Source organism: Pseudomonas sp. AK-TSAG1-1, assembly GCF_056821665.1.
Genome location: NZ_CM165965.1, coordinates 607273 through 626061 on the forward strand (window position 1 = coordinate 607273; position 18789 = coordinate 626061).

The window sequence follows — 18789 nt, forward strand, 5'->3', positions numbered from 1 at the left end:
TGCTTAAGGCCGCGAGGCGGCGTCAGTGACCACGAAGGACCTGGGCAACGGTCGCAACGTTATGGGCGAGGTGCAGCGGATTGATCGTCCCGACAATAGCACTGGCAACGCCGGGCTGTTGGAACAACAGCTCGAAGCTGGCGCGCACCGGGTCCACACCCGGACTCAGGCACACGTGGCCGCTGGCCAGGGCTTTTTTCACCAGGATGGCTTTGCCGTGGGCAGCAGCATAGTCAATGACTGCCTTCTCGTTCTGTTCGTTCAGATTGTAGGTGACCATCGCGCAGTCCCCTTGCTCCAGCGCTTTCAAGCCGCCTTCGACGGTTTTGCCGGAGAAGCCGAAGCCGCGAATCTTGCCCTCGACCTTGAGTGCGGCGAGCGTGGCGTAAACCTCTTCATGCTCAAGAATCGCCAGGTCGTTGCCGTCGGAGTGCACCAGCACCAGATCGATAAAATCGGTTTCAAGACGTTGCAGGCTGCGCTCGACCGACATCCGCGTATGCGCAGCGCTGAAGTCATGGCGCGACATGCCGTCGGCAAACTCTTCACCGACCTTGCTGACGATCACCCAGTCCTGACGCTGGCCGCGCAGCAGCGGGCCGAGGCGTTCTTCGCTGCGGCCATAGGCCGGGGCGGTGTCGATCAGGTTGATGCCCAGCCCCTGCGCCTGCTTGAGCAGCATGCGTGCCGCTTCATCGTCGGGGATCTGAAAGCCGTTGGGGTATTTCACACCCTGGTCGCGGCCAAGCTTGACCGTGCCCAGGCCCAGCGGTGAAACCAGCAGTCCGGTACTGCCCAGCGGGCGATGCAGTTCGTGCAGGGTCGCTACGCTCATGGCAACAGTTGCTCCCAGGCCGGTACGCCCATCGGTGGTTTCGGTAGCGCCGGCAACGGCTCGGCAGCTTGCGGCTGGATGCCGTCGCGCTCCAGTGAGGCGATGACACGATCGGCGAAGTCTGGCGCCAGTGCGAGCTTGGTTGGCCAGCCGACCAGCAGGCGACCCTGTTCGGCGAGGAAGGCGTTGTCCGGACGGCTCAGCCCGGTTTGCAGCGGTTCTGCGCGGTCGACCCGCAAGGTCGCCCACTGCGTGGTGCTGAGGTCGATCCACGGCAACAACTGAGCGATTTCTTTTTGGGCCGTGGCAATCTGCTCGGCCGGCTCGCGGTTTACGCCTTCGCTTTCGGCGATGTCACCGCCCATGTACCAGACCCAGTTGCCATCAGCGGCCGGGTGGGTGGTCACGGTGATGCGCGGTTTGGTGCCGCCACCCAGGCAGTGAGCGTACAGCGGCTTCAGGCCCGGGCCTTTGGCGATGATCATGTGCAGCGGACGACGTTGCATTGCCGGTTGGGTCAGGCCCAGGTCTTCCAGCAACCGCGCGGTACCGGCCCCGGCACTGAGGACGATGCGCTGGGCGCGAATCTCGCGGCCGTCGACTTTCAGGCCGACCAGCACGCCCGCTTCCAGCAGCGGCTCGATGGTTTGCCCGGCGAGCAGACCGTCCCCGGCCAGATCGGCCAGACGCTGGATCAGGCTCGGCACGTCGACCACCAGTTCAGCCAGGCGATAGACCTTGCCCTTGAAACGTTTGTCTTGCAGCGCTGGCGGCAGTTGATCGCCCTTGACCTGATCGACGCGGCCACGCACGGCTTTGCTGGCGAAGAAACTGGTGAGGTTGCCGGCCAGGGTGCCTGGCGACCACAGGTAATGCGCTTCGGATAGCAGGCGTACGCCGGACAGGTCCAGCTCACCGCTGCCGGCCAGCGCTTCACGCCAGCGGCGCGGCATGTCGGCGATCGCTTCCGAGGCGCCGGTCAGCGCGCCGTGCAAGGCGTACTTTGCACCGCCATGGATGATGCCCTGGGACTTCACACTCTGCCCGCCGCCGAGGCTGGCGCTTTCCACCAGCACGGTCGAAAAACCCTGACGGCGCAGACGCGCGTTCAGCCAGAGGCCGGCGACACCAGCGCCGACAATCAGAACGTCGGTGGAAATAACGGATGGCATGCAACGACCTCAGTGTTCAAGACGAGGGCGCAGTATACAGACTCGGGAAAGAGGGGATTTGTCGATGATCAACAGAGGGGAAGGCGTCGGCCCCTGTGGGAGCGGGCTTGCTCGCGAAAGCGGTCTATCAGTTAACACCAATGTTGCCTGACACACCGTCTTCGCGAGCAAGCCCGCTCCCACAGGGGGATATGCATTACTCAGTCAATGCCCGGCAGTTTTCGAGAACAACTGGATGACCACCACACCGAGGACGATCAGCGCCATCCCGAGCATTGCCGGCACATCCAGCTTCTGCCCATAAATGAACAGCGCCGCGACGCTGACCATCACGATGCCCATGCCTGCCCACACGGCGTAGGCGACGCCCACCGGCACGGTACGCACCACCAGCGTGAGCATCCAGAAGGCGATCCCGTAACCGACGATGACCAGGATCAGCGGCAGCGGGGTGCTCAAGCCTTTGACCGCTTTCATCGAAACGGTGGCAATCACTTCGGCGCAGATGGCGATAGCCAGAAAGGCGTAGGCGTTCATGTGTAAATCCTCATGTAAAACATTGCTTGCTGAGGCGGCATTCTAGTGATTCGCCAGATGGGGTAAAGTCATTACCTATCTGTTTTAAAGATGGGTTACGCCATGAATACCCAATGGAACCTGGAACAACTGCGCGCCTTCGTCAGCGTCGCCGAGCAACGCTCGTTTTCCGCTGTGGCCCGCCAGCAGCGCAAGGCACAATCAGCGATCAGCAGCGCAATTGCCATGCTGGAGGATGATCTGGGCGTCAGCCTGTTCGAGCGTAGCAGTGGACGGCAGCCCAAGCTCACCGAAGCGGGGGAAGCGCTGCTCGAAGAGGCCCGGGAAGTGTTGCGCCAATGCGAGCGCCTCAATGGTCGGGCGATGGCGATGATGCGCGGCCAGGAAGCGCAGTTGCGCGTGGCTCAGGACGAGGCGATGCCTTATCAGGCTCTGGTGGAAAGCTTCGATGCCCTGGCCGAGCAATTCCCCAGCCTCGAAGTGCAACTGACCAGCGCCGCCCAAGGCGAGGTGGCGCGCAAACTGGTCGAGCGCCGCGCCGATCTGGGCCTGCTGTTCTATCACGATGAAATCCCCGAAGCACTGGAGCGCCGGGTCTTGGGCCGGGTGGAAATGGTCACGGTCTGCGGGATCAATCATCCGCTGGCGACGCAGTCCTATGTCACCTGTCAGCAACTGGCGCAACACCGGCAGCTGTTGATGTCGACGCAAACCAGCGTTTATCCCGGCAACGAACCGGCCAGCCCACAGGTATGGCGCGCCGACAGTTTCTATGTGATGGCCGAATGGCTGGTGCGTGATCTTGGCTGGGCGTGGCTGCCCCGGCATGTGGTGCAGTATTCGGCCTATCAGGGCCTGATGGTTGAACTGGAGAGCGAATGGACGCCGCCAGCGCTGGTGGTGGAACTGGTCTGGCGTCGGGATGAGCCTTTGGGACCCGCCGCGCGCTGGCTGGCTGAACGTTTTGCCGTGCACTTGCGGGCGATTGGCGACAAAAGTCGATAAACTCCGCCGCCATGAATAGAACTCTCTACACCGCGCTGTTTTACCTGGGGCTGCCATTGGTGGCGATTCGGCTGTGGCTGCGCTCGCGCAAGGCCCCGGCGTATGCCAAGCGGATTGGCGAGCGCTTCTCCTACGGGATGCCGTCGCTGCAGCCCGGCGGGATCTGGGTGCATGCGGTGTCGGTGGGCGAAAGCATCGCCGCCGCGCCGATGATCCGCGCCTTGCTGCAACGTTATCCACAGCTGCCGATCACCGTGACCTGCATGACCCCGACCGGTTCGGAGCGGATTCAGGCGTTGTTCGCCAACGAGCCGCGCATCCAGCATTGCTATCTGCCGTACGACTTGCCGTGTGCGGCAGCGCGCTTCCTGGATCGCGTCCAGCCGAAACTGGCGGTGATCATGGAAACCGAGCTGTGGCCCAACCACATCCACCAGTGCGCCAAACGCGGGATCCCGGTGGCGCTGGCCAACGGCCGATTGTCCGAACGTTCGGCCCGGGGTTATGGCCGCTTCAGCAAGCTGACCGCGCCGATGCTGGCTGAAATGAGCTTGTTCGCGGTGCAGACCGAAGCCGAAGCCCAGCGCTTTCGTGATCTGGGTGCGCGCCCGGAGACGGTCGAGGTCACCGGTTCGATCAAGTTCGACCTGACCATCGACCCGCAACTGTTGCAACGCGCCAATCAACTGCGCGGCCAATGGCAGGCGCTGGAGCGCCCGGTGTGGATCGCCGCCAGCACCCACGAAGGCGAAGACGAAGTGGTGCTCGACGCCCATCGTCGCCTGCTGGCGAACTACCCGAATGCGCTGCTGATTCTGGTGCCACGTCATCCAGAGCGCTTCAACGCGGTGTTCGAATTGTGCCAGCGCGAAGGCTTTGCCACGGTGCGCCGCTCCACCGGTGCCAACGTCGAGGCCGACACCTCGGTGCTGCTCGGCGACACCATGGGCGAGTTGCTGTTTCTCTATGCGCTGGCTGACAGCGCTTTCGTCGGTGGCAGCCTGGTGCCGAACGGCGGGCATAACCTGCTGGAGCCGGCGGCCCTGGCAAAACCGGTGCTCAGCGGCCCGCACCTGTTCAACTTCCTCGACATCGCCGCGCAATTGCGTGAGGCCGGGGCGTTGGCCGAAGTGGATGATGCCGAAGGGCTGGCGGTGGAAGTGCAGCGGCTGTTCGAATTGCCGCGTGATGCCCAGCGCATGGCCGAGGCCGGGCTGGCGGTGATGCGCCGCAATCAGGGCGCGTTGCAGCGACTGCTGGATGGACTGGGCAGGTTATTAAAGTAGCCCGGTTTAAAAGAGATCGCGCGCAGCGATCTCTTTTAAACCGGCCTTTTAGTAGAAGCTGATATTCGCATTGAGGAATGTTCCCGCATTCTTCAGCGAGCCTTCCTACATAGATTTTTTTTCCCCGTTGTTACCGTGCCCGCCAATACTCGCGAGCACGAACCACGGACGGTTTGGACATCGCGCTCTTTTCCTATTTGCTTAAGGATAAGCGTATGTTCCGGCCGGCCAATGCCGCGCATTTTGCGTTGCAGATTCCTGCAATCCGTCACGACTTTCAGGTGCTGGCCTTCAGTGGCACCGAAGCGATCAGCACCCTCTACGGCATCCGGGTCGAACTGGTCAGCGAGCACCCTGATTTCGATCTGGAGAGTGTGCTCGGCCAACCCGCGTTTCTGCAATTCGGCCATCGCGGCGAAGGCATTCACGGGCATATCGAAGACGTGTTGGTCGGCGAATCAGGCAAGCGCCTGACCCGCTATCACCTGACGCTGGTGCCAGCGCTGTATTACTTGCAGTTCAGCCGCGATCAACGGATTTTTCAGCGTCTGACCGTGCCGCAGATCATCGCGCAGGTGCTCAAGGGCCATGGCCTTCAGGCCGATGCGTTCAGCTTTCATGTCAGCACCAGCGCTGTTTGCGAATACTGCACGCAGTACGCCGAAAGTGACTACGAGTTCATCCAGAGGCTATGCGCCGAGGACGGCATCGCCTGGCATCATCAGCACTCGGCGGACGGGCATCTGTTGGTGTTCACCGACGATCAGGTGTTCCTGCCCACACTCGGCGCCACGCCCTATCAGCAAGAATCCGGAATGGTCGCGGAGCACCCGGTGGTCAGCCGCTTCAGTGTGCGCAAAAGCACGCGCACCAGCACCGTTACCCGCCGCGACTATGACCTCGAACGTCCGAGTCTACTGCTGGAAAGTAGATTCACCGCCGACTTCACCCCGGTGCTGGAGGATTACCGCTACCCGCTACTGATCGAAAACGAAAAGCGCGGCAAGCAACTGGCCCGGCAGGCACTTGAGCGCTATCGCAGCGACTATGAACTGGGCGAGGGGCAGAGCGATCAGTCGAGCCTGCGCTGCGGCCACCTGTTCGAACTGACCGAGCACCCGCGCAAAAGCGGCAATGACCTGTGGCTGTTGCTCAGCGTTTCTCACACTGGCCGACAGCCCCAGGTGCTTGAGGAATCGATTACCAGCGACGCGAAAGACACCGACGGTTTCACTCAGGGCTATCGCAACAGCTTCAGCGCGATTCCCGCCGAGGTGGTGTTTCGCCCGCCATTGCCAGCGCCTCGCCCGCCGCTGGTCAGCCAGACCGCACGCGTCACCGGGCCTGCCAACGAAGAAATCTACTGCGACGAATATGGCCGCGTGAAATGCGAGCTGAACTGGGACCGTGCTGAATTCAACAGCGAACGCAGCAGTTGCTGGATTCGTGTTGCATCGAGTTGGGCCGGTGAAAATTTCGGTTCGGTGACCATCCCGCGCATCGGCATGGAAGTCGTGGTGACCTTTCTCGAGGGCGATCCGGACCAGCCGCTGATCACCGGTTGCGTGGCCAACAAGGTGATGTCCCCGCCCTACGCCTTGCCCGAGCACAACACCCGAACCGTGCTGCGCAGCCACAGTTCGCCGCACACCGGCGGCTACAACGAACTGATGATCGAAGACCGCGCCGGCCAGGAAAAAATCTACCTGCGCGCCGAACGTGATTTCGAACAACTGATCCTCAACGACAGCCGCAACCAGATCCGTCGCGACCGTTTCGAACAGGTCGACCACCACAGCACCAGCCTGATCAAGGCTGATGAACGGCACACCACTGACGGTACGCGCCACACGCTGATCGGCACCGATGACGTGCTGAGCGTCAGCGGCAACAGCAGCACGACTGCCCACGGCACGCTGGTGATTCAGGCCGGCCCGCATGCGCGGCTCACCGCCAGCCAAGTGGTGATCGATGCCGGTACGAGCCTGACGCTGACGGCGGGTGGGCATCACATCGTGATCAATGCGGCCGGGATATTCAGCAGTGTGGCCATCGTCGAGGGCGGTGCGCCGGTGGTGGGGGTGGCGGCGCAGACGGCGTTGTCGGCGGTGCCCGAAGATCCGCAGGCGCTGCTCGCGCTGTCGGTCACCGCGCAAATGGCTGCGCTGACTCAGGCGGCAGCGCAAGCCTCCTCAGTCTGTGCCGTGTGCGAAAAACTGTCACAGGTGAGCGCATGAGCAGGGCGTATCTGTTACTGGATCGAGTCCAGATCGAAAACCTTCCGGATCGCCTGTTCGAGCTGACGGGCGGCACGCCTGTTCACTCGCTTTATCAACGTACCGCCTACAGCGCTTTGGACAAGGCCGGCCCCGTGCTGATCGGTGTGACCCCCGATAGCCCGTTGGCAACGGTTTTTTGCCAGGAGTGGAGCGCAACGGCGGGCATCTGGCTGGAGTCTGAAGCCGACGAAGATCAAGTGCTGGCGCATGTGCGCAGCCTGATCCACGCGCGTGTCGACGGGGCTGCGACGGTTTTCTTCCGGTTCTACGACCCGCGAATTGCCGCGTTGTGGCTGAACGATTTGCCCGTGCCTGAGCGTGATCGATTGATGGGGCCGGTACGGCTGATTCGTCTGCCGGATTTACAGATTCATCAGCAAACCGAGCACCCCGCGATCCCCTATGCGCATAAGCCCTGGCTGCTGCTGACAGCGGAACAACTCGATCAGCTGAACGCGGTCAAGCGCCAGTCTTTCTCCCGACAGTTGATCGCACACGGTCAACGCCATTTCGCCACATACCTCAACTCAATGGATTCGACTGCTTTGCAGCAATGGGCCATGGACTGTCAGGCCAGTGCTGCACGCCGGGGCTTCAGTGCCGTCGATGAAGTCCTGCTCTGGGCGCGCTTTTTCACGGTGCTGGGCACTGACTTTCCCGATGGGGCGGAGCACGGCGCCTACCGGCAATTGCTGGCCGAACCCCGGGTGTTGCCGCACCAGCGTCTGGACAACCTCAACAGCGCATTGACGCACCAATTGCTGACCGACAAGGACTTCGCCCGATGAGCGCCGAAAAACTGGCCATGGTCGACGAGGCCGCTCAGGCCGAACGCGAGGCCAAAGCCCAGCCAAGCGTAGATATCAACTGCACGGTGCATCCGTGTCCCGCCAGTCAGCCCGAACTGTTTGTGGTGCCGGTGCGCTATGCGCTGGCGCACGAAAAGGCTGAACACGCTTGTTGCGTTCCCGGTATTACACCGCAGAGCCGCCCGATAGCAGCACGTCGTTTGCGGGCGGGGTTTGTGTACCTCTGGCAGCATCAGGGGCCGCTCAAGCGTTTTGCCGCTTCGCCGCAGGGGCTGCTGCAAGAGCAGGCGCTGGACGCGGCGGCGGCTCCGGTGCCCGACGCCACACTCACAGGCCTGTCACTGCAAAAAGTCCACGACGCCTGGATGCTTTACAGCGAGTTCCCGTTGAACGCCGAGCATTGCCGAGTCCTGAGCGAGAGTAGCGGCAAACGCAGCCAGCACATGCGCCAGATCGCCTTGCGCACGGTGGCCGACGAATTGCAGGCCCCGCACTGTCCGCCGCTGGAGAAGGCCGATGAGGTCATCGCCGAACTTCTCCCGGACACCTATGCCCGGTCAATGAAAGTCGACCAGCAAAAAAACGCCGAGGACACCGAAGCCCTTGGCGCGACGCTGTCAGAGGCCCCGACGCCGACCAACATCAAGGCCTACACAGACGCCATGCATCGCAACCGCGAGCGCCACAAGGTTCTTGCGCAATATCCCGACGCCAGCGACGAGCCTCCGGGCGAGTGGAGCGCCGAGCCGTGGGACGGGCAGGGCACGCGCGATTGGCTGGAAAGCGCCAAAGCGCAAACCGAGGGCCTGTTCGCCGTTTTCGCCTGCCTGGACGATGATCTGGGCGTGTTACGCGACATCAACCACGAACAGGAATGGCTGGAAGCCGGCCACGAAAAATGGTTGGGCGAAAACAATCTGCGCCTGAGCATCGGCGGTTTCGTGCGCAGTCTGATCAGCGAAGATGGCGCCGAACTGGCCGGCAATCTCAGCTACCGCTACAAGGATCGCGACATCAGCCTCACGCCCGAACAGGGCCAGATCATGCTCGACACCCAGGAGCGGCTGAACGAGGAACTCAGGGTTGAAACCCGGGATCGCCAATACGGCGGTCGGCCGAGCGAGGCCGAAGCTGCCGTCCGTGACGGGCGAATCGCGGCCATTGTCGGCCCGGTGCGGGCGTTTATTCCGGCCGATCTGTACTACGAAGCGGAGAAAGTGGTCCGGCAATACCGCGCGGAAAAACACGCCAACCTCAACAATCACGCATTCAGCGCCAAGGTCGGCAAGTACATCGACCTCGACGCCATGAACACATGGTTCACCGACACCGCCGCCGGCCACTTCCAACAACTCGAACAACGCCACACGGCGTTGTTCGCCGACCGTGGCGTGTACCTGAAACGCTCGGCCAGCGGCACCTGGTTTGTCGATTACGACGACCTCGAAACCCGCCAATGGCTGACCGAACTCGCCACCGGCTGCCTCACCGCCCAATGCATTCGCGCCCAGGGCGCCGAGCAATACGCCGACTACGTGCGCGCCGCCGACGGTGGCGCACTCCGGCAACTGTTCAGCGCCTGGGCGCCGTCGATTGAGGCGGCAGTCAACAACGCCTCGCGCCTTGGTGAGTTGATGGCCGCCCTGCCCGCCGACAACCTCAGCGCCACCCATCAGGCCTTGGCGCCGCTGAGCGTGGTGGTGCTGGACGACATCGCAACCATGGCCCGCGAGGCCGACAGCCAATGGAATGTGTTGGTCAATCGGCTGGGTGCGGCGTTGTTGTTGCTCAAGGGAGACAAGGGTTTCAGTGCGTCGTGGATGAGTATTTTTATCGCTGCGAGGTTGGGCGGGGAGAGCCGCTTGCAGTTCGCAATCGAAGCCGGGCGACCCGTGTGGAAATTGCTGGGGCAACGGGCCGAGGCGTTGAGTGAATGGGTGAACAAGACGGGGAAAGCCATTGGGGGCGGGCGGGTGGAGCGGATTGTCAATTCGCCGGTGGTGGTCAACAGCGGGGGAGTGGCGCCGTTGGCGGCGTTGTTGGTCAACGTGGTGAATGTGCAGAACTATTTGAGTGAGGCCGGGGTGCTGGAGGGGATGGATGCCCGGCGGGTGAATGACACGGTGTCGGCGAGTTTGTATGGGGCGGCGGCGTTGGTGGCGGTGGTGGATAGTCAGGTGCGGATGGGGTTGGGGGTTAAGGACATGTCCGTCAAGCTTCCTGGCGGCAGGGTGGGAAGCGCACCAATGCTGACGTTGTTTGGTGGGGTGATTGGTGGGTTGTCGGCCTATGCGGCTTTGCAAGAGTTCAAATCCTTGAAACAACAGTTAGAGGATGCCCAAAAACGAGTAGACCCATGGTTGCAACTGCGTCAGTTCGCGGTCGGAGGGCAAGTAGCGACCTTCGGTGCCCAAGCGATTTTAGGGTTTGGCTACACCGCCCGTGCCTTGGTCGGGTCAATCACAGTGGATGTCGCCATCTTGCGTTACACGTTGTACATGGGGCCGTTGAACTGGATCATTTTGGGACTCGGCGCACTGTACTTGACAGCCTGGCTCTTCGAAAAAACACCGCTGCAAAACTTCCTGAACAATTGCTGCTGGTCTAAAGCGCGGGCTATCGATCTGAACCCCATCGCGCCTAAAGTCCAGCACGACGAACTCGACCGTTTGTATCTCATCCTCTATACGCCTCGGGTCACCATGCAAAGCAGTTCTAATCAGGCGCCTGATAATGGTCGTTCCGGTCTGGCGTTCGTCAGCGCCATTGATTACCTGACCATCGACTTGCCAGGCGCCGAGCCAGACAGTGTCTACCTGGAACTGAGCATGGTCGGTGACCCGGTGGATACCCTCGCAAACCGGTACCTGATCAAAAACAGTCCGACCGACTATTTCAGGCCTCCCCGTCCGTGGCGTGATATGACGCCCTTCTGGTTGTCTGGCAGCAGTTGCGAGTGGATACCGATCGAGGAAGGTCAGGGTCTGCGTATAAGCGGCCCTTTCAAAGAGGTGAAAGACGTACTGCGCACGCCACCTGGCACGTTGTCGCTAAGGTTGCGTTATCGCACGCCTTTGACCGGGATACTCGGCGCTCGAAGTTTTATCGGCGGGGAGCGTGGTTTAGCTTTTACCTTGAACAACTCCACGGGCGTCATAGCACTGAGAAATGACCCAACTCCCGAACTTGATCGTGTGCCGAATTACCCGCTCGGCGAGGATCACCCCGGCGCCATTTACCTGCAACCCAAGGACAAGCGATGAGTACGCCACCGGCAGGCACAACGGAAAAAAGGATGTTTTCGCGTAATGATTACTTGGCGCCATTGCCCATTCCGTCGGGTGAAAAGCCGTGTGATGTGCTAAGCATCATCTGGCGCAAGAACGAGGTGTTTCTCGATATAGGTAACTACAGCATCGGTTCGGCGGTGATGGTGATGTGGCCAGGAGTGATGTTGTTTTTGGGGCTGGCATACGTCTTCGATGACCCTGACGCGTTGATATTGGGAGCTTGTATCATGGCTCTCCCTATCTTTTGGTTGATCCAAGGCCTCCTCCGGGAAGTCCCTTTACCCATACGCTTCAATCGCCAACGCCGCGAAGTCTGCGTCCCCCGCGACAAGGGTGAATATTGGATCGTCCCTTGGGAAACGGTGACAGCCGCCGCCACCCAGCAGTCATCAGTCAGTCAGGCCGGTAAAACCACCATGGGTCTGCTGGTCATCGGTTTCGAAAACCCCGACCCGCACGCCTCGGAAGACAACAAGCATTTTTCGCTGGGCTTCAACTGTGGCGGCGGCACTACAGCGATGGCGTTATGGGAATGCATGCGCAGTTACATGGAAATTGGCCCGCAAGTTTTGCCACAGACAAATGACTTCGAGGGCGGACGAGAAAAGCTGCGGGGCAGAAGCGTCTTTTGGGGCATTTGTTGTGAATACGTGGATGGCATCAGACAGCATTTGGTCGCGCAAGAAGTTGCAAGGCTGCGTGGCTGATCATTGCAGCGGTGCTCTTGGGGGCACCACTGGCGATGATGTTGCAAGAGTGGAAGTTATCGCCACCGCCCGAGCTTTCTAATCCGGACATCATCGAATGGTCAAAACTGCTCCCCCCTGAACAATGGGCCAAACGCTCTCCAGAACTAGAAGCAGCCATCGTCAAACGCGAAACCGAATTGGCCGGACGAGTTGAGGCGCAGTCATGAGTACGCCACCGGCAGGAACAACGGAAAAAAGGATGTTTTCGCGAAATGACTATCTGGCGCCATTACCTATTCCCACCGGTAGGAAACCTTCTGATGTGCTCAACATCATCTGGCGCAAGAACGAGGTTTTTCTCGATATTGGTAACTACAGCATCGGCTCGGCGGTGATGGTGCTTTGGCCAATGGTGGTGTTGTTCGCTTTCATGGGTTACTTGTTCCGAAATGATCACGATGAAATGCATATTTTTGCAGTCATGACCACGTTCATCATTGGAGTCCCAACTTTCTTTTTAATACAGGGCCTCTTCCGCGAAGTCCCCTTACCCATACGCTTCAACCGCCAACGCCGCGAAGTCTGCGTCCCCCGTGACAACGGCGAGTACTGGATTGTCCCTTGGGAAACCGTGACAGCCGCCGCCACTCAGCAGTCATCAGTCAGTCAGGCCGGCAAAGCCACAATGGGTCTACTGGTCATCGGTTTCGAAAACCCCGACCCGCACGCTTCGGACAACAACAAGCAATTTTCGCTGGGCTTCAACTGTGGCGGCGGCACTACGGCGATGGCTCTGTGGGAATGCATGCGCAGTTACATGGAGATCGGGCCAGATGCTGTCGAGGATCAAACCGCGCGTTTCGACAGGTCAAAAGGAATCTGGGCGACTTATCTGGACGATCTGATCAAAGCCGCGAAGTTGAGAGGCTGGTTCGTAACCGTTCTCTGGGAGGGGTTCTGCGGAATATTCATATTCAACACGCTGCTGATCGATGTGCTGGAGCGTTGGAAGTTGAACCCTCCGCCCGACTTGCCCTATCCCGACATCATCGAATGGTCAAAACCGCTCCCGCCTGAACAATGGGCCAAACGCTCTCCAGAACTAGAAGCAGCCATCGTCAAACGCGAAACCGAGTTGGCCGAACGAGTTGAGGCGCAGTCATGAGTACGCCACCGGCAGGCACAACGGAAAAAAGGATGTTTTCGCGTAATGACTATCTGGCGCCATTACCCATTCCCACAGGTGAAAAGCCATGTGATGTGCTCAACATCATCTGGCGCAAGAGCGAGGTGTTTCTCGATATTGGTAACTACAGCATCGGATCGGCCGTGATGGGGATGTGGCCGACGATGATGGTGTTTTTAGCTATTTCTTTTTTTACTCTAAATCTCGACCCTGATTACAGCCGAGATGTTTTGATCCTAGGGGCCGTTATATTGGGTGTCCCTACGCTGATTTTGATCCAAAGCCTCTTCCGCGAAGTCCCCTTACCCATACGCTTCAACCGCCAACGCCGCGAAGTCTGCGTCCCCCGCGACAACGGCGAGTACTGGATTGTCTCCTGGGAAACCGTGACGGAGGCCGCCACTCAACAGTCATCAGTCAGTCAGGCCGGCAAAGCCACAATGGGCCTTCTGGTCATTGGTTTCGAAAACCCCAACCCGCACGCTAAAGAAGACAACAAACACTTTTCACTAGGCTTTAACTGTGGCGGCGGCACTACAGCGATGGCGTTATGGGAATGCACGCGCAGTTACATGGAAATTGGACCTGAGGCTGTCCCCGAAAGTCGGGTGGGTATCGCACCTTACGAAGAAACCCAAATCGGATCGCTAATCGTCGACCTGCGTAAAGGGGAAATATTAAGCGTCCTGTGGGGAGTTTTCTGCATAACGTTTCTGGGCACCTATCTGGCGGAAAAGCTTCAGGACTGGAAGCTTTCCCATCCACCGGAATTGCCCCATCCCGACATCCTCGAATGGTCAAAACCACTCCCACCGGAACACTGGGCCAAACGGTCGCCAGAACTGGAACTCGCCATCGCCCGGCGTGAGGCCGAACTTGCCGGGCAATCCTTGATCATGAATCGGTCCTGAGCCCGTTATGTCTCAACTTCCCGCTCTGCCCGTCCCAGGTCACGGCGATGTGCCGGACTACGAGGTGTGTCTGCCGATGCATCTGCGTGCCGACGCAAATCGGTTGATCCGCTATCTGCACCGGTTGCCGAGTCGGCGCTTGAAGTTTTGCCCATGGTGCAGCAACACCAATCTGACCTGCCGGGCTGGTTTGGCCCGCCGGCTGCCGCATTACTACTGCGCTTCATGTCGCAGGAGCTGCAACAGTCTGAGCGATACGCCGTTCGCAAAACTGCACCGTATGGAGCTGTGGTCTACGTTTGCCCTGTACCTGCTGGCCGGTTGGTCCAGTGTCCAGATAGCGTCTCGTCTGGGAGTGAACCACAAGGTCTATTTCAGTTGGGGCAAGGCGATCCGCAAGGTGATGGCTGAAGAGTGTCCTGAGCTGCATCAGTGGTGGGCGGCAAGGCATTACCGGGAAAACCTGCAAGCGCCGGAGCATATTGCTGTGCAGCAGCAAGCGGTCATGGTCTGGATCGAAACGATGCTCAATGCTCCACACGCGATATGCCCCACGTGTAGAGGCAATCGAACCTATCGAATCAAAGGGATTCGCCCCAAGTTCAAATGTGACCCCTGTGTGACCTGCTTTTCCATTCTGTCCGGGACGCCATTGGAAGGGATGATCCGGCCTGACCTCTGGCTCGACTTCGTGAAAGGCGTGATGGATGGGCAAAGCATCCCGGATCTCAAACGCAGTTCCGGGCTGGGCATGGGGGCCAGTACACGCTGGCGGGGGCAGTTTTTGTTATTGATCGAAGCTTTGGGGCACGCTGAGTTACTGGGATGGATCACCTGGATGCGTAGTCGGCGAAATAATGAAGCAGTCAGTTTCGTGCGCCGCGGTGGTTATCTGGACAAGGCGCAGCGCTCCATCTATCCGCAAGGGAAGCGCAAGGGCGGATTTGTTTGACAAAGAACAGTCAAATAAAAACCCGCATCTCTGCGGGTTTTTGAGTCAGGGGCGCGCCTTGAGCTGCGCTTCCGCTGCCTGGGCCAGGTCCGGCGGCAGGAAGTCCTTGTCCGGGTTGTAGTCGGCTTTCAGATAACGCGTCAGGTCCTGCAAGTCGCCCGGGTTCAGCGTTCCCGCCGCCTGCTTCAGACGCAGGTTGTCGAGAATGTAGTCGTAGCGAGTGTTGTTGTAGTTGCGCACCGAGGTGTACAGCTGGCGCTGGGCGTCGAGCACATCGACGATGTTGCGCGTACCGACCTGATAGCCGATTTCCGTGGCTTCCACCGCGCTTTGGTTGGAGATGATCGACTGGCGGCGCGCCTGCACCTGCTCGACATCGGTGTTGACCGCACGGTGCAGATTGCGGGTGTTTTCCACCACTTGCCGGCGCAGGGATTCGCGCTGTTGCTCGCTCTGATCCAGTTGCGCATACGACTGACGCACTTGCGAACTGGTCAGTCCGCCACTGTAGATCGGAATGCTCAGTTGCAGGGCCAGCGTGCGTTGTTCGACGTTGCCACCGTACGGGGTACCGAATGCATTCGGGTTGGCGAAGCCGAGGGCATCGTTGTCACCCTTTTCGTATTTGGCCACGGCGTCGAGGGTCGGCAAGTGGCCGGCCTTGCGCTGCTTGAGGGTCTGTTCGGCGGAGCTGACCGCATAGTTGCTCGCCAGCAGATTGAGGTTCTGTTTCGCGGCGGTGTCGACCCAGGCCTTGGCATCATTCGGCGTTGGCGGCAGGATCGGCAGAGTGTGCACGATGCCCTGAATCGAGTTGTACTGACGGTTGGTCAGGGTGATCAGCGCTTCGAAGGCATCGTCGACCTGACGCTGGGCAACGATCCGGTTGGCGCGTGCGGTGTCATAACTGGCTTGCGATTGCAGCACGTCGGTCTTGTCCGACAGGCCCACGTCGAAGCGTTCGTTGGATTGGTCGAGCTGACGTTTGAATGCAGCCTCTTCGGCCTTGGTCGACGCGAGGTTGTCCTGGCTGCGCAGCACGTTGAAGTAGTCTTGCGCCGATTGCAGGATCAGGTTCTGTTCGGTGGCCGACAGTTGCAGCGCGGCTTGTTCGTTGACGTCCTTGGCGGCCTGGTACTGGAACCAGCGATCAGCACGGAATAATGGCTGGGCCAGGGTCGCCTGATAGGAATGCGCGCTGCGATTGGCAATGGCTGAAGGCTGGTCGATCGAGGTGCGCACATCCGCGACTTCAGCGCCGCCGGAGAGGTTGGGCAGCAGCCCGGCACGGGCCTGTGGCACGACCTCTTTCTGTGCACCGTACTGGGCGCGGGCGGCGGCCAGATCGGCGTTGTTGTCGACGGCTTCCTGATAGACGCTGACCAGATCGGTCTTGGTCGACAAGGGCGCTTCTGCTGCCCAGGCCATTGCGGTGGACGCACAAGACACGGCAACAGCCAGTGAAAGTTTGCGCAGCATGAGGCGATCCCTAGCATTAATATTATGAAAATAATCTGCGCGCCAAGGCTACGGCGCGTCCCGTTTAGCGTCAAGGCGTTACAGGGCAAAGCGAGTGTAGTTGCGCATTCGCACCGCAACAATCCACCCGACCTGTGTATTTGCGCCATTCATCATGGTGTTTGCTGCGGTGTTGGCGTTCTTTGCCGGTTGTGTCTAGACTGGCCGGGTTCTTGTCGGGGTGCCTTGCTATGAGGCTGAGATCGAATAATTTCGGATCCCGTTGAACCTGATCAGGTTAGCGCCTGCGTAGGGAACAAGATTTCTCGTCACCCGGCGAGTCCTCTTGTGCTTCGTCCGGGATATTGTTCGACAATCGAACGCTCGACGACGATGCACAGCACCAGTCCTGGTGCGTCCGTGCCTTTCAGGTTCTGCTCCGACAATCCACTGCCTGGATGCTGTCTGGAGAGCCCGTGATGACGACAAAATCAAAAAACGCGATCAACCTGAGTGACTCGGCCAAGGTCGACGAGCAATCGGTCAAGCCGTTCACCCGTTCGCAAAAAGTCTACGTTCAGGGCTCGCGCCCGGACATCCGCGTGCCGATGCGCGAAATCACCCTGGATGTGACCCCGACCGACTTCGGCGGCGAAATCAACGCGCCGGTCACCGTCTACGATACCTCCGGCCCGTACACCGATCCGAACGTGGTCATCGATGTGCGCAAAGGGCTGGGCGATGTGCGTTCGGCGTGGATCGACGACCGTGGCGACACCGAGCGTCTGCCAGGCCTGAGTTCGAACTTCGGCCAGGAACGCCTGGCCGATCCGGAACTCACCAAGCTGCGTTTCGCCCACGTCAACAACCCGCGCCGCGCCAAGGCCGGGGCCAACGTCAGCCAGATGCACTACGCGCGCCAAGGCATCATTACCGCCGAGATGGAATACGTCGCCATCCGCGAAAACATGAAGCTGCAAGAGGCCCGCGCTGCCGGCCTGTTGAACCAGCAACACGCCGGCCACAGTTTTGGCGCAAGCATCCCGAAAGAAATCACCGCTGAATTCGTCCGCGAAGAAATCGCCCGCGGCCGCGCGATCATCCCGGCCAACATCAACCACGTCGAACTGGAACCGATGATCATCGGCCGTAACTTCCTGGTGAAGATCAACGGCAACATCGGCAACAGCGCCCTGGGTTCTTCGATCGAAGAAGAAGTGGCGAAACTGACCTGGGGCATTCGCTGGGGTTCGGACACCGTGATGGACTTGTCCACCGGCAAACACATTCACGAAACCCGCGAGTGGATCATCCGCAACTCGCCGGTGCCGATCGGTACTGTGCCGATCTATCAGGCGCTGGAGAAGGTCAACGGCGTGGCTGAAGACCTGACCTGGGAGCTGTTCCGCGACACGCTGATCGAGCAGGCCGAGCAGGGCGTCGACTACTTCACCATCCACGCCGGCGTCCTGCTGCGTTACGTGCCACTGACCGCCAAACGCGTGACCGGCATCGTCTCCCGTGGCGGCTCGATCATGGCCAAGTGGTGCCTGGCGCACCACAAAGAGAACTTCCTCTACACCCACTTCGATGAAATCTGCGAAATCATGAAGGCCTACGACGTCAGCTTCTCGCTGGGCGATGGCCTGCGTCCGGGCTCGATTGCCGACGCCAACGACGAAGCGCAGTTCGGCGAACTGGAAACCCTCGGCGAGCTGACCAAGATCGCCTGGAAGCACGACGTGCAGTGCATGATCGAAGGCCCGGGCCACGTGCCGATGCAGTTGATCAAAGAGAACATGGACAAGCAGCTGGAGTGCTGCGACGAGGCGCCGTTCTACACCCTCGGCCCGCTGACCACCGACATTGCGCCGGGCTATGACCACATCACCTCGGGTATCGGTGCGGCGATGATCGGCTGGTTCGGTTGCGCGATGCTTTGCTACGTGACGCCGAAGGAACACTTGGGCCTGCCGAACAAGGATGACGTGAAGACCGGGATCATCACTTACAAGATCGCTGCGCACGCTGCTGACCTTGCCAAGGGCCATCCGGGTGCGCAGATTCGCGACAACGCCTTGAGCAAGGCGCGGTTCGAATTCCGTTGGGAAGACCAGTTCAACCTTGGTCTGGACCCGGACACTGCGCGTTCGTATCACGATGAAACCCTGCCGAAGGACTCGGCCAAGGTCGCGCACTTCTGTTCGATGTGCGGGCCGAAATTCTGCTCGATGAAGATCACTCAGGAAGTCCGCGAATACGCGGCCAACCAGCGGATCGACGCGGTCGACGTGGACGTCGCCCAAGGCCTGGCGGAACAGGCCGAGCGGTTCAAGAAGGAAGGCAGTCAGCTGTACAAGAAGGTTTGATCTGACCTGAA

14 protein-coding genes and 1 riboswitch are annotated in these 18789 nt (G+C 60.1%); of the genes, 10 read left to right on the forward strand and 4 right to left on the reverse strand.

From position 1 onward, the window contains the following. Window positions 1-22: 22 nt before the first annotated feature. The 3 genes from AC1UK9_RS02655 to AC1UK9_RS02665 all read right to left on the reverse strand — a co-directional run bounded on the left by AC1UK9_RS02655 (window position 23) and on the right by AC1UK9_RS02665 (window position 2544). Window positions 23-835 carry an aldo/keto reductase gene (locus AC1UK9_RS02655; protein ID WP_482579282.1) on the reverse strand — a complete coding sequence of 271 codons (813 nt, stop codon included), beginning with the start codon at window positions 833-835 and terminating at the stop codon, window positions 23-25. Further along, window positions 832-2007, reverse strand: coding sequence for an NAD(P)/FAD-dependent oxidoreductase (locus AC1UK9_RS02660; protein ID WP_482579283.1), 1176 nt, complete (start codon window positions 2005-2007; stop codon window positions 832-834). The genes AC1UK9_RS02655 and AC1UK9_RS02660 overlap by 4 nt, the downstream gene beginning before the upstream one ends. A gap of 204 nt (window positions 2008-2211) precedes the next feature. Further along, a complete protein-coding gene (locus AC1UK9_RS02665; protein ID WP_003221050.1) occupies window positions 2212-2544 on the reverse strand; it encodes a DMT family transporter in 333 nt (110 codons plus the stop codon). A 102-nt stretch (window positions 2545-2646) separates the two neighbouring features. On the opposite strand from AC1UK9_RS02665, the gene AC1UK9_RS02670 reads away from it, so the two are divergent. From AC1UK9_RS02670 to AC1UK9_RS02710, 9 genes are all read left to right on the forward strand, one after another. After that, window positions 2647-3549 (forward strand): LysR family transcriptional regulator, encoded by a 903-nt coding sequence (locus AC1UK9_RS02670; protein WP_025110189.1) that lies wholly within the window; start codon window positions 2647-2649, stop codon window positions 3547-3549. An 11-nt stretch (window positions 3550-3560) separates the two neighbouring features. Next, complete coding sequence (gene waaA, locus AC1UK9_RS02675; RefSeq protein ID WP_482579285.1) at window positions 3561-4835, forward strand: lipid IV(A) 3-deoxy-D-manno-octulosonic acid transferase; 1275 nt, start codon at window positions 3561-3563, stop codon at window positions 4833-4835. A gap of 215 nt (window positions 4836-5050) precedes the next feature. Further along, window positions 5051-7072, forward strand: a complete 2022-nt coding sequence (gene tssI / locus AC1UK9_RS02680) for a type VI secretion system tip protein TssI/VgrG (protein ID WP_482579286.1) — start codon at window positions 5051-5053, stop codon at window positions 7070-7072. Beyond that, window positions 7069-7902 (forward strand): DUF4123 domain-containing protein, encoded by an 834-nt coding sequence (locus tag AC1UK9_RS02685; RefSeq protein WP_482579288.1) that lies wholly within the window; start codon window positions 7069-7071, stop codon window positions 7900-7902. The genes tssI and AC1UK9_RS02685 overlap by 4 nt, the downstream gene beginning before the upstream one ends. Beyond that, the gene (locus AC1UK9_RS02690) at window positions 7899-11186 is read left to right on the forward strand and encodes a toxin VasX (protein ID WP_482579289.1); all 3288 of its coding nucleotides are present in this window, start codon (window positions 7899-7901) and stop codon (window positions 11184-11186) included. The genes AC1UK9_RS02685 and AC1UK9_RS02690 overlap by 4 nt, the downstream gene beginning before the upstream one ends. Beyond that, window positions 11183-11920: a DUF6708 domain-containing protein gene (locus AC1UK9_RS02695; RefSeq protein ID WP_482579290.1), complete on the forward strand. Its 738-nt coding sequence runs from the start codon at window positions 11183-11185 to the stop codon at window positions 11918-11920. The genes AC1UK9_RS02690 and AC1UK9_RS02695 overlap by 4 nt, the downstream gene beginning before the upstream one ends. Before the next feature lie 205 nt (window positions 11921-12125). Then, window positions 12126-13067: a hypothetical protein gene (locus AC1UK9_RS02700; RefSeq protein WP_482579291.1), complete on the forward strand. Its 942-nt coding sequence runs from the start codon at window positions 12126-12128 to the stop codon at window positions 13065-13067. Further along, window positions 13064-13999 carry a hypothetical protein gene (locus tag AC1UK9_RS02705; RefSeq protein WP_473014300.1) on the forward strand — a complete coding sequence of 312 codons (936 nt, stop codon included), beginning with the start codon at window positions 13064-13066 and terminating at the stop codon, window positions 13997-13999. Before AC1UK9_RS02700 ends, AC1UK9_RS02705 begins: the two co-directional genes overlap by 4 nt. Window positions 14000-14006: 7 nt before the next feature. Beyond that, window positions 14007-14951 carry a transposase gene (locus AC1UK9_RS02710; protein WP_482579293.1) on the forward strand — a complete coding sequence of 315 codons (945 nt, stop codon included), beginning with the start codon at window positions 14007-14009 and terminating at the stop codon, window positions 14949-14951. A gap of 45 nt (window positions 14952-14996) precedes the next feature. On the opposite strand, the gene AC1UK9_RS02715 is transcribed toward AC1UK9_RS02710, so the two are convergent. Continuing rightward, a complete protein-coding gene (locus AC1UK9_RS02715) occupies window positions 14997-16430 on the reverse strand; it encodes a TolC family outer membrane protein (RefSeq protein WP_025110180.1) in 1434 nt (477 codons plus the stop codon). Between the two features lie 206 nt (window positions 16431-16636). Beyond that, window positions 16637-16742, forward strand: a riboswitch (TPP riboswitch). A gap of 146 nt (window positions 16743-16888) precedes the next feature. Here AC1UK9_RS02715 and thiC point away from each other — a divergent pair. Beyond that, on the forward strand, window positions 16889-18778 hold the full coding sequence (gene thiC, locus AC1UK9_RS02720) for a phosphomethylpyrimidine synthase ThiC (RefSeq protein ID WP_025110179.1): 1890 nt from the start codon (window positions 16889-16891) through the stop codon (window positions 18776-18778). Window positions 18779-18789 lie beyond the last annotated feature (11 nt).

Bases quoted from the DNA above. Each gene is read 5' to 3' on its own strand.
- AC1UK9_RS02660 (WP_482579283.1), bottom strand. From the start codon at position 2,007: ATGCCATCCGTTATTTCCACCGACGTTCTGATTGTCGGCGCTGGTGTC.
- AC1UK9_RS02710 (WP_482579293.1), top strand. From the start codon at position 14,007: ATGTCTCAACTTCCCGCTCTGCCCGTCCCAGGTCACGGCGATGTGCCG.
- AC1UK9_RS02670 (WP_025110189.1), top strand. From the start codon at position 2,647: ATGAATACCCAATGGAACCTGGAACAACTGCGCGCCTTCGTCAGCGTC.
- tssI (WP_482579286.1), top strand. From the start codon at position 5,051: ATGTTCCGGCCGGCCAATGCCGCGCATTTTGCGTTGCAGATTCCTGCA.
- AC1UK9_RS02685 (WP_482579288.1), top strand. From the start codon at position 7,069: ATGAGCAGGGCGTATCTGTTACTGGATCGAGTCCAGATCGAAAACCTT.
- AC1UK9_RS02715 (WP_025110180.1), bottom strand. From the start codon at position 16,430: ATGCTGCGCAAACTTTCACTGGCTGTTGCCGTGTCTTGTGCGTCCACC.
- AC1UK9_RS02700 (WP_482579291.1), top strand. From the start codon at position 12,126: ATGAGTACGCCACCGGCAGGAACAACGGAAAAAAGGATGTTTTCGCGA.
- AC1UK9_RS02705 (WP_473014300.1), top strand. From the start codon at position 13,064: ATGAGTACGCCACCGGCAGGCACAACGGAAAAAAGGATGTTTTCGCGT.
- AC1UK9_RS02695 (WP_482579290.1), top strand. From the start codon at position 11,183: ATGAGTACGCCACCGGCAGGCACAACGGAAAAAAGGATGTTTTCGCGT.
- AC1UK9_RS02690 (WP_482579289.1), top strand. From the start codon at position 7,899: ATGAGCGCCGAAAAACTGGCCATGGTCGACGAGGCCGCTCAGGCCGAA.
- AC1UK9_RS02655 (WP_482579282.1), bottom strand. From the start codon at position 835: ATGAGCGTAGCGACCCTGCACGAACTGCATCGCCCGCTGGGCAGTACC.
- AC1UK9_RS02665 (WP_003221050.1), bottom strand. From the start codon at position 2,544: ATGAACGCCTACGCCTTTCTGGCTATCGCCATCTGCGCCGAAGTGATT.
- thiC (WP_025110179.1), top strand. From the start codon at position 16,889: ATGACGACAAAATCAAAAAACGCGATCAACCTGAGTGACTCGGCCAAG.
- waaA (WP_482579285.1), top strand. From the start codon at position 3,561: ATGAATAGAACTCTCTACACCGCGCTGTTTTACCTGGGGCTGCCATTG.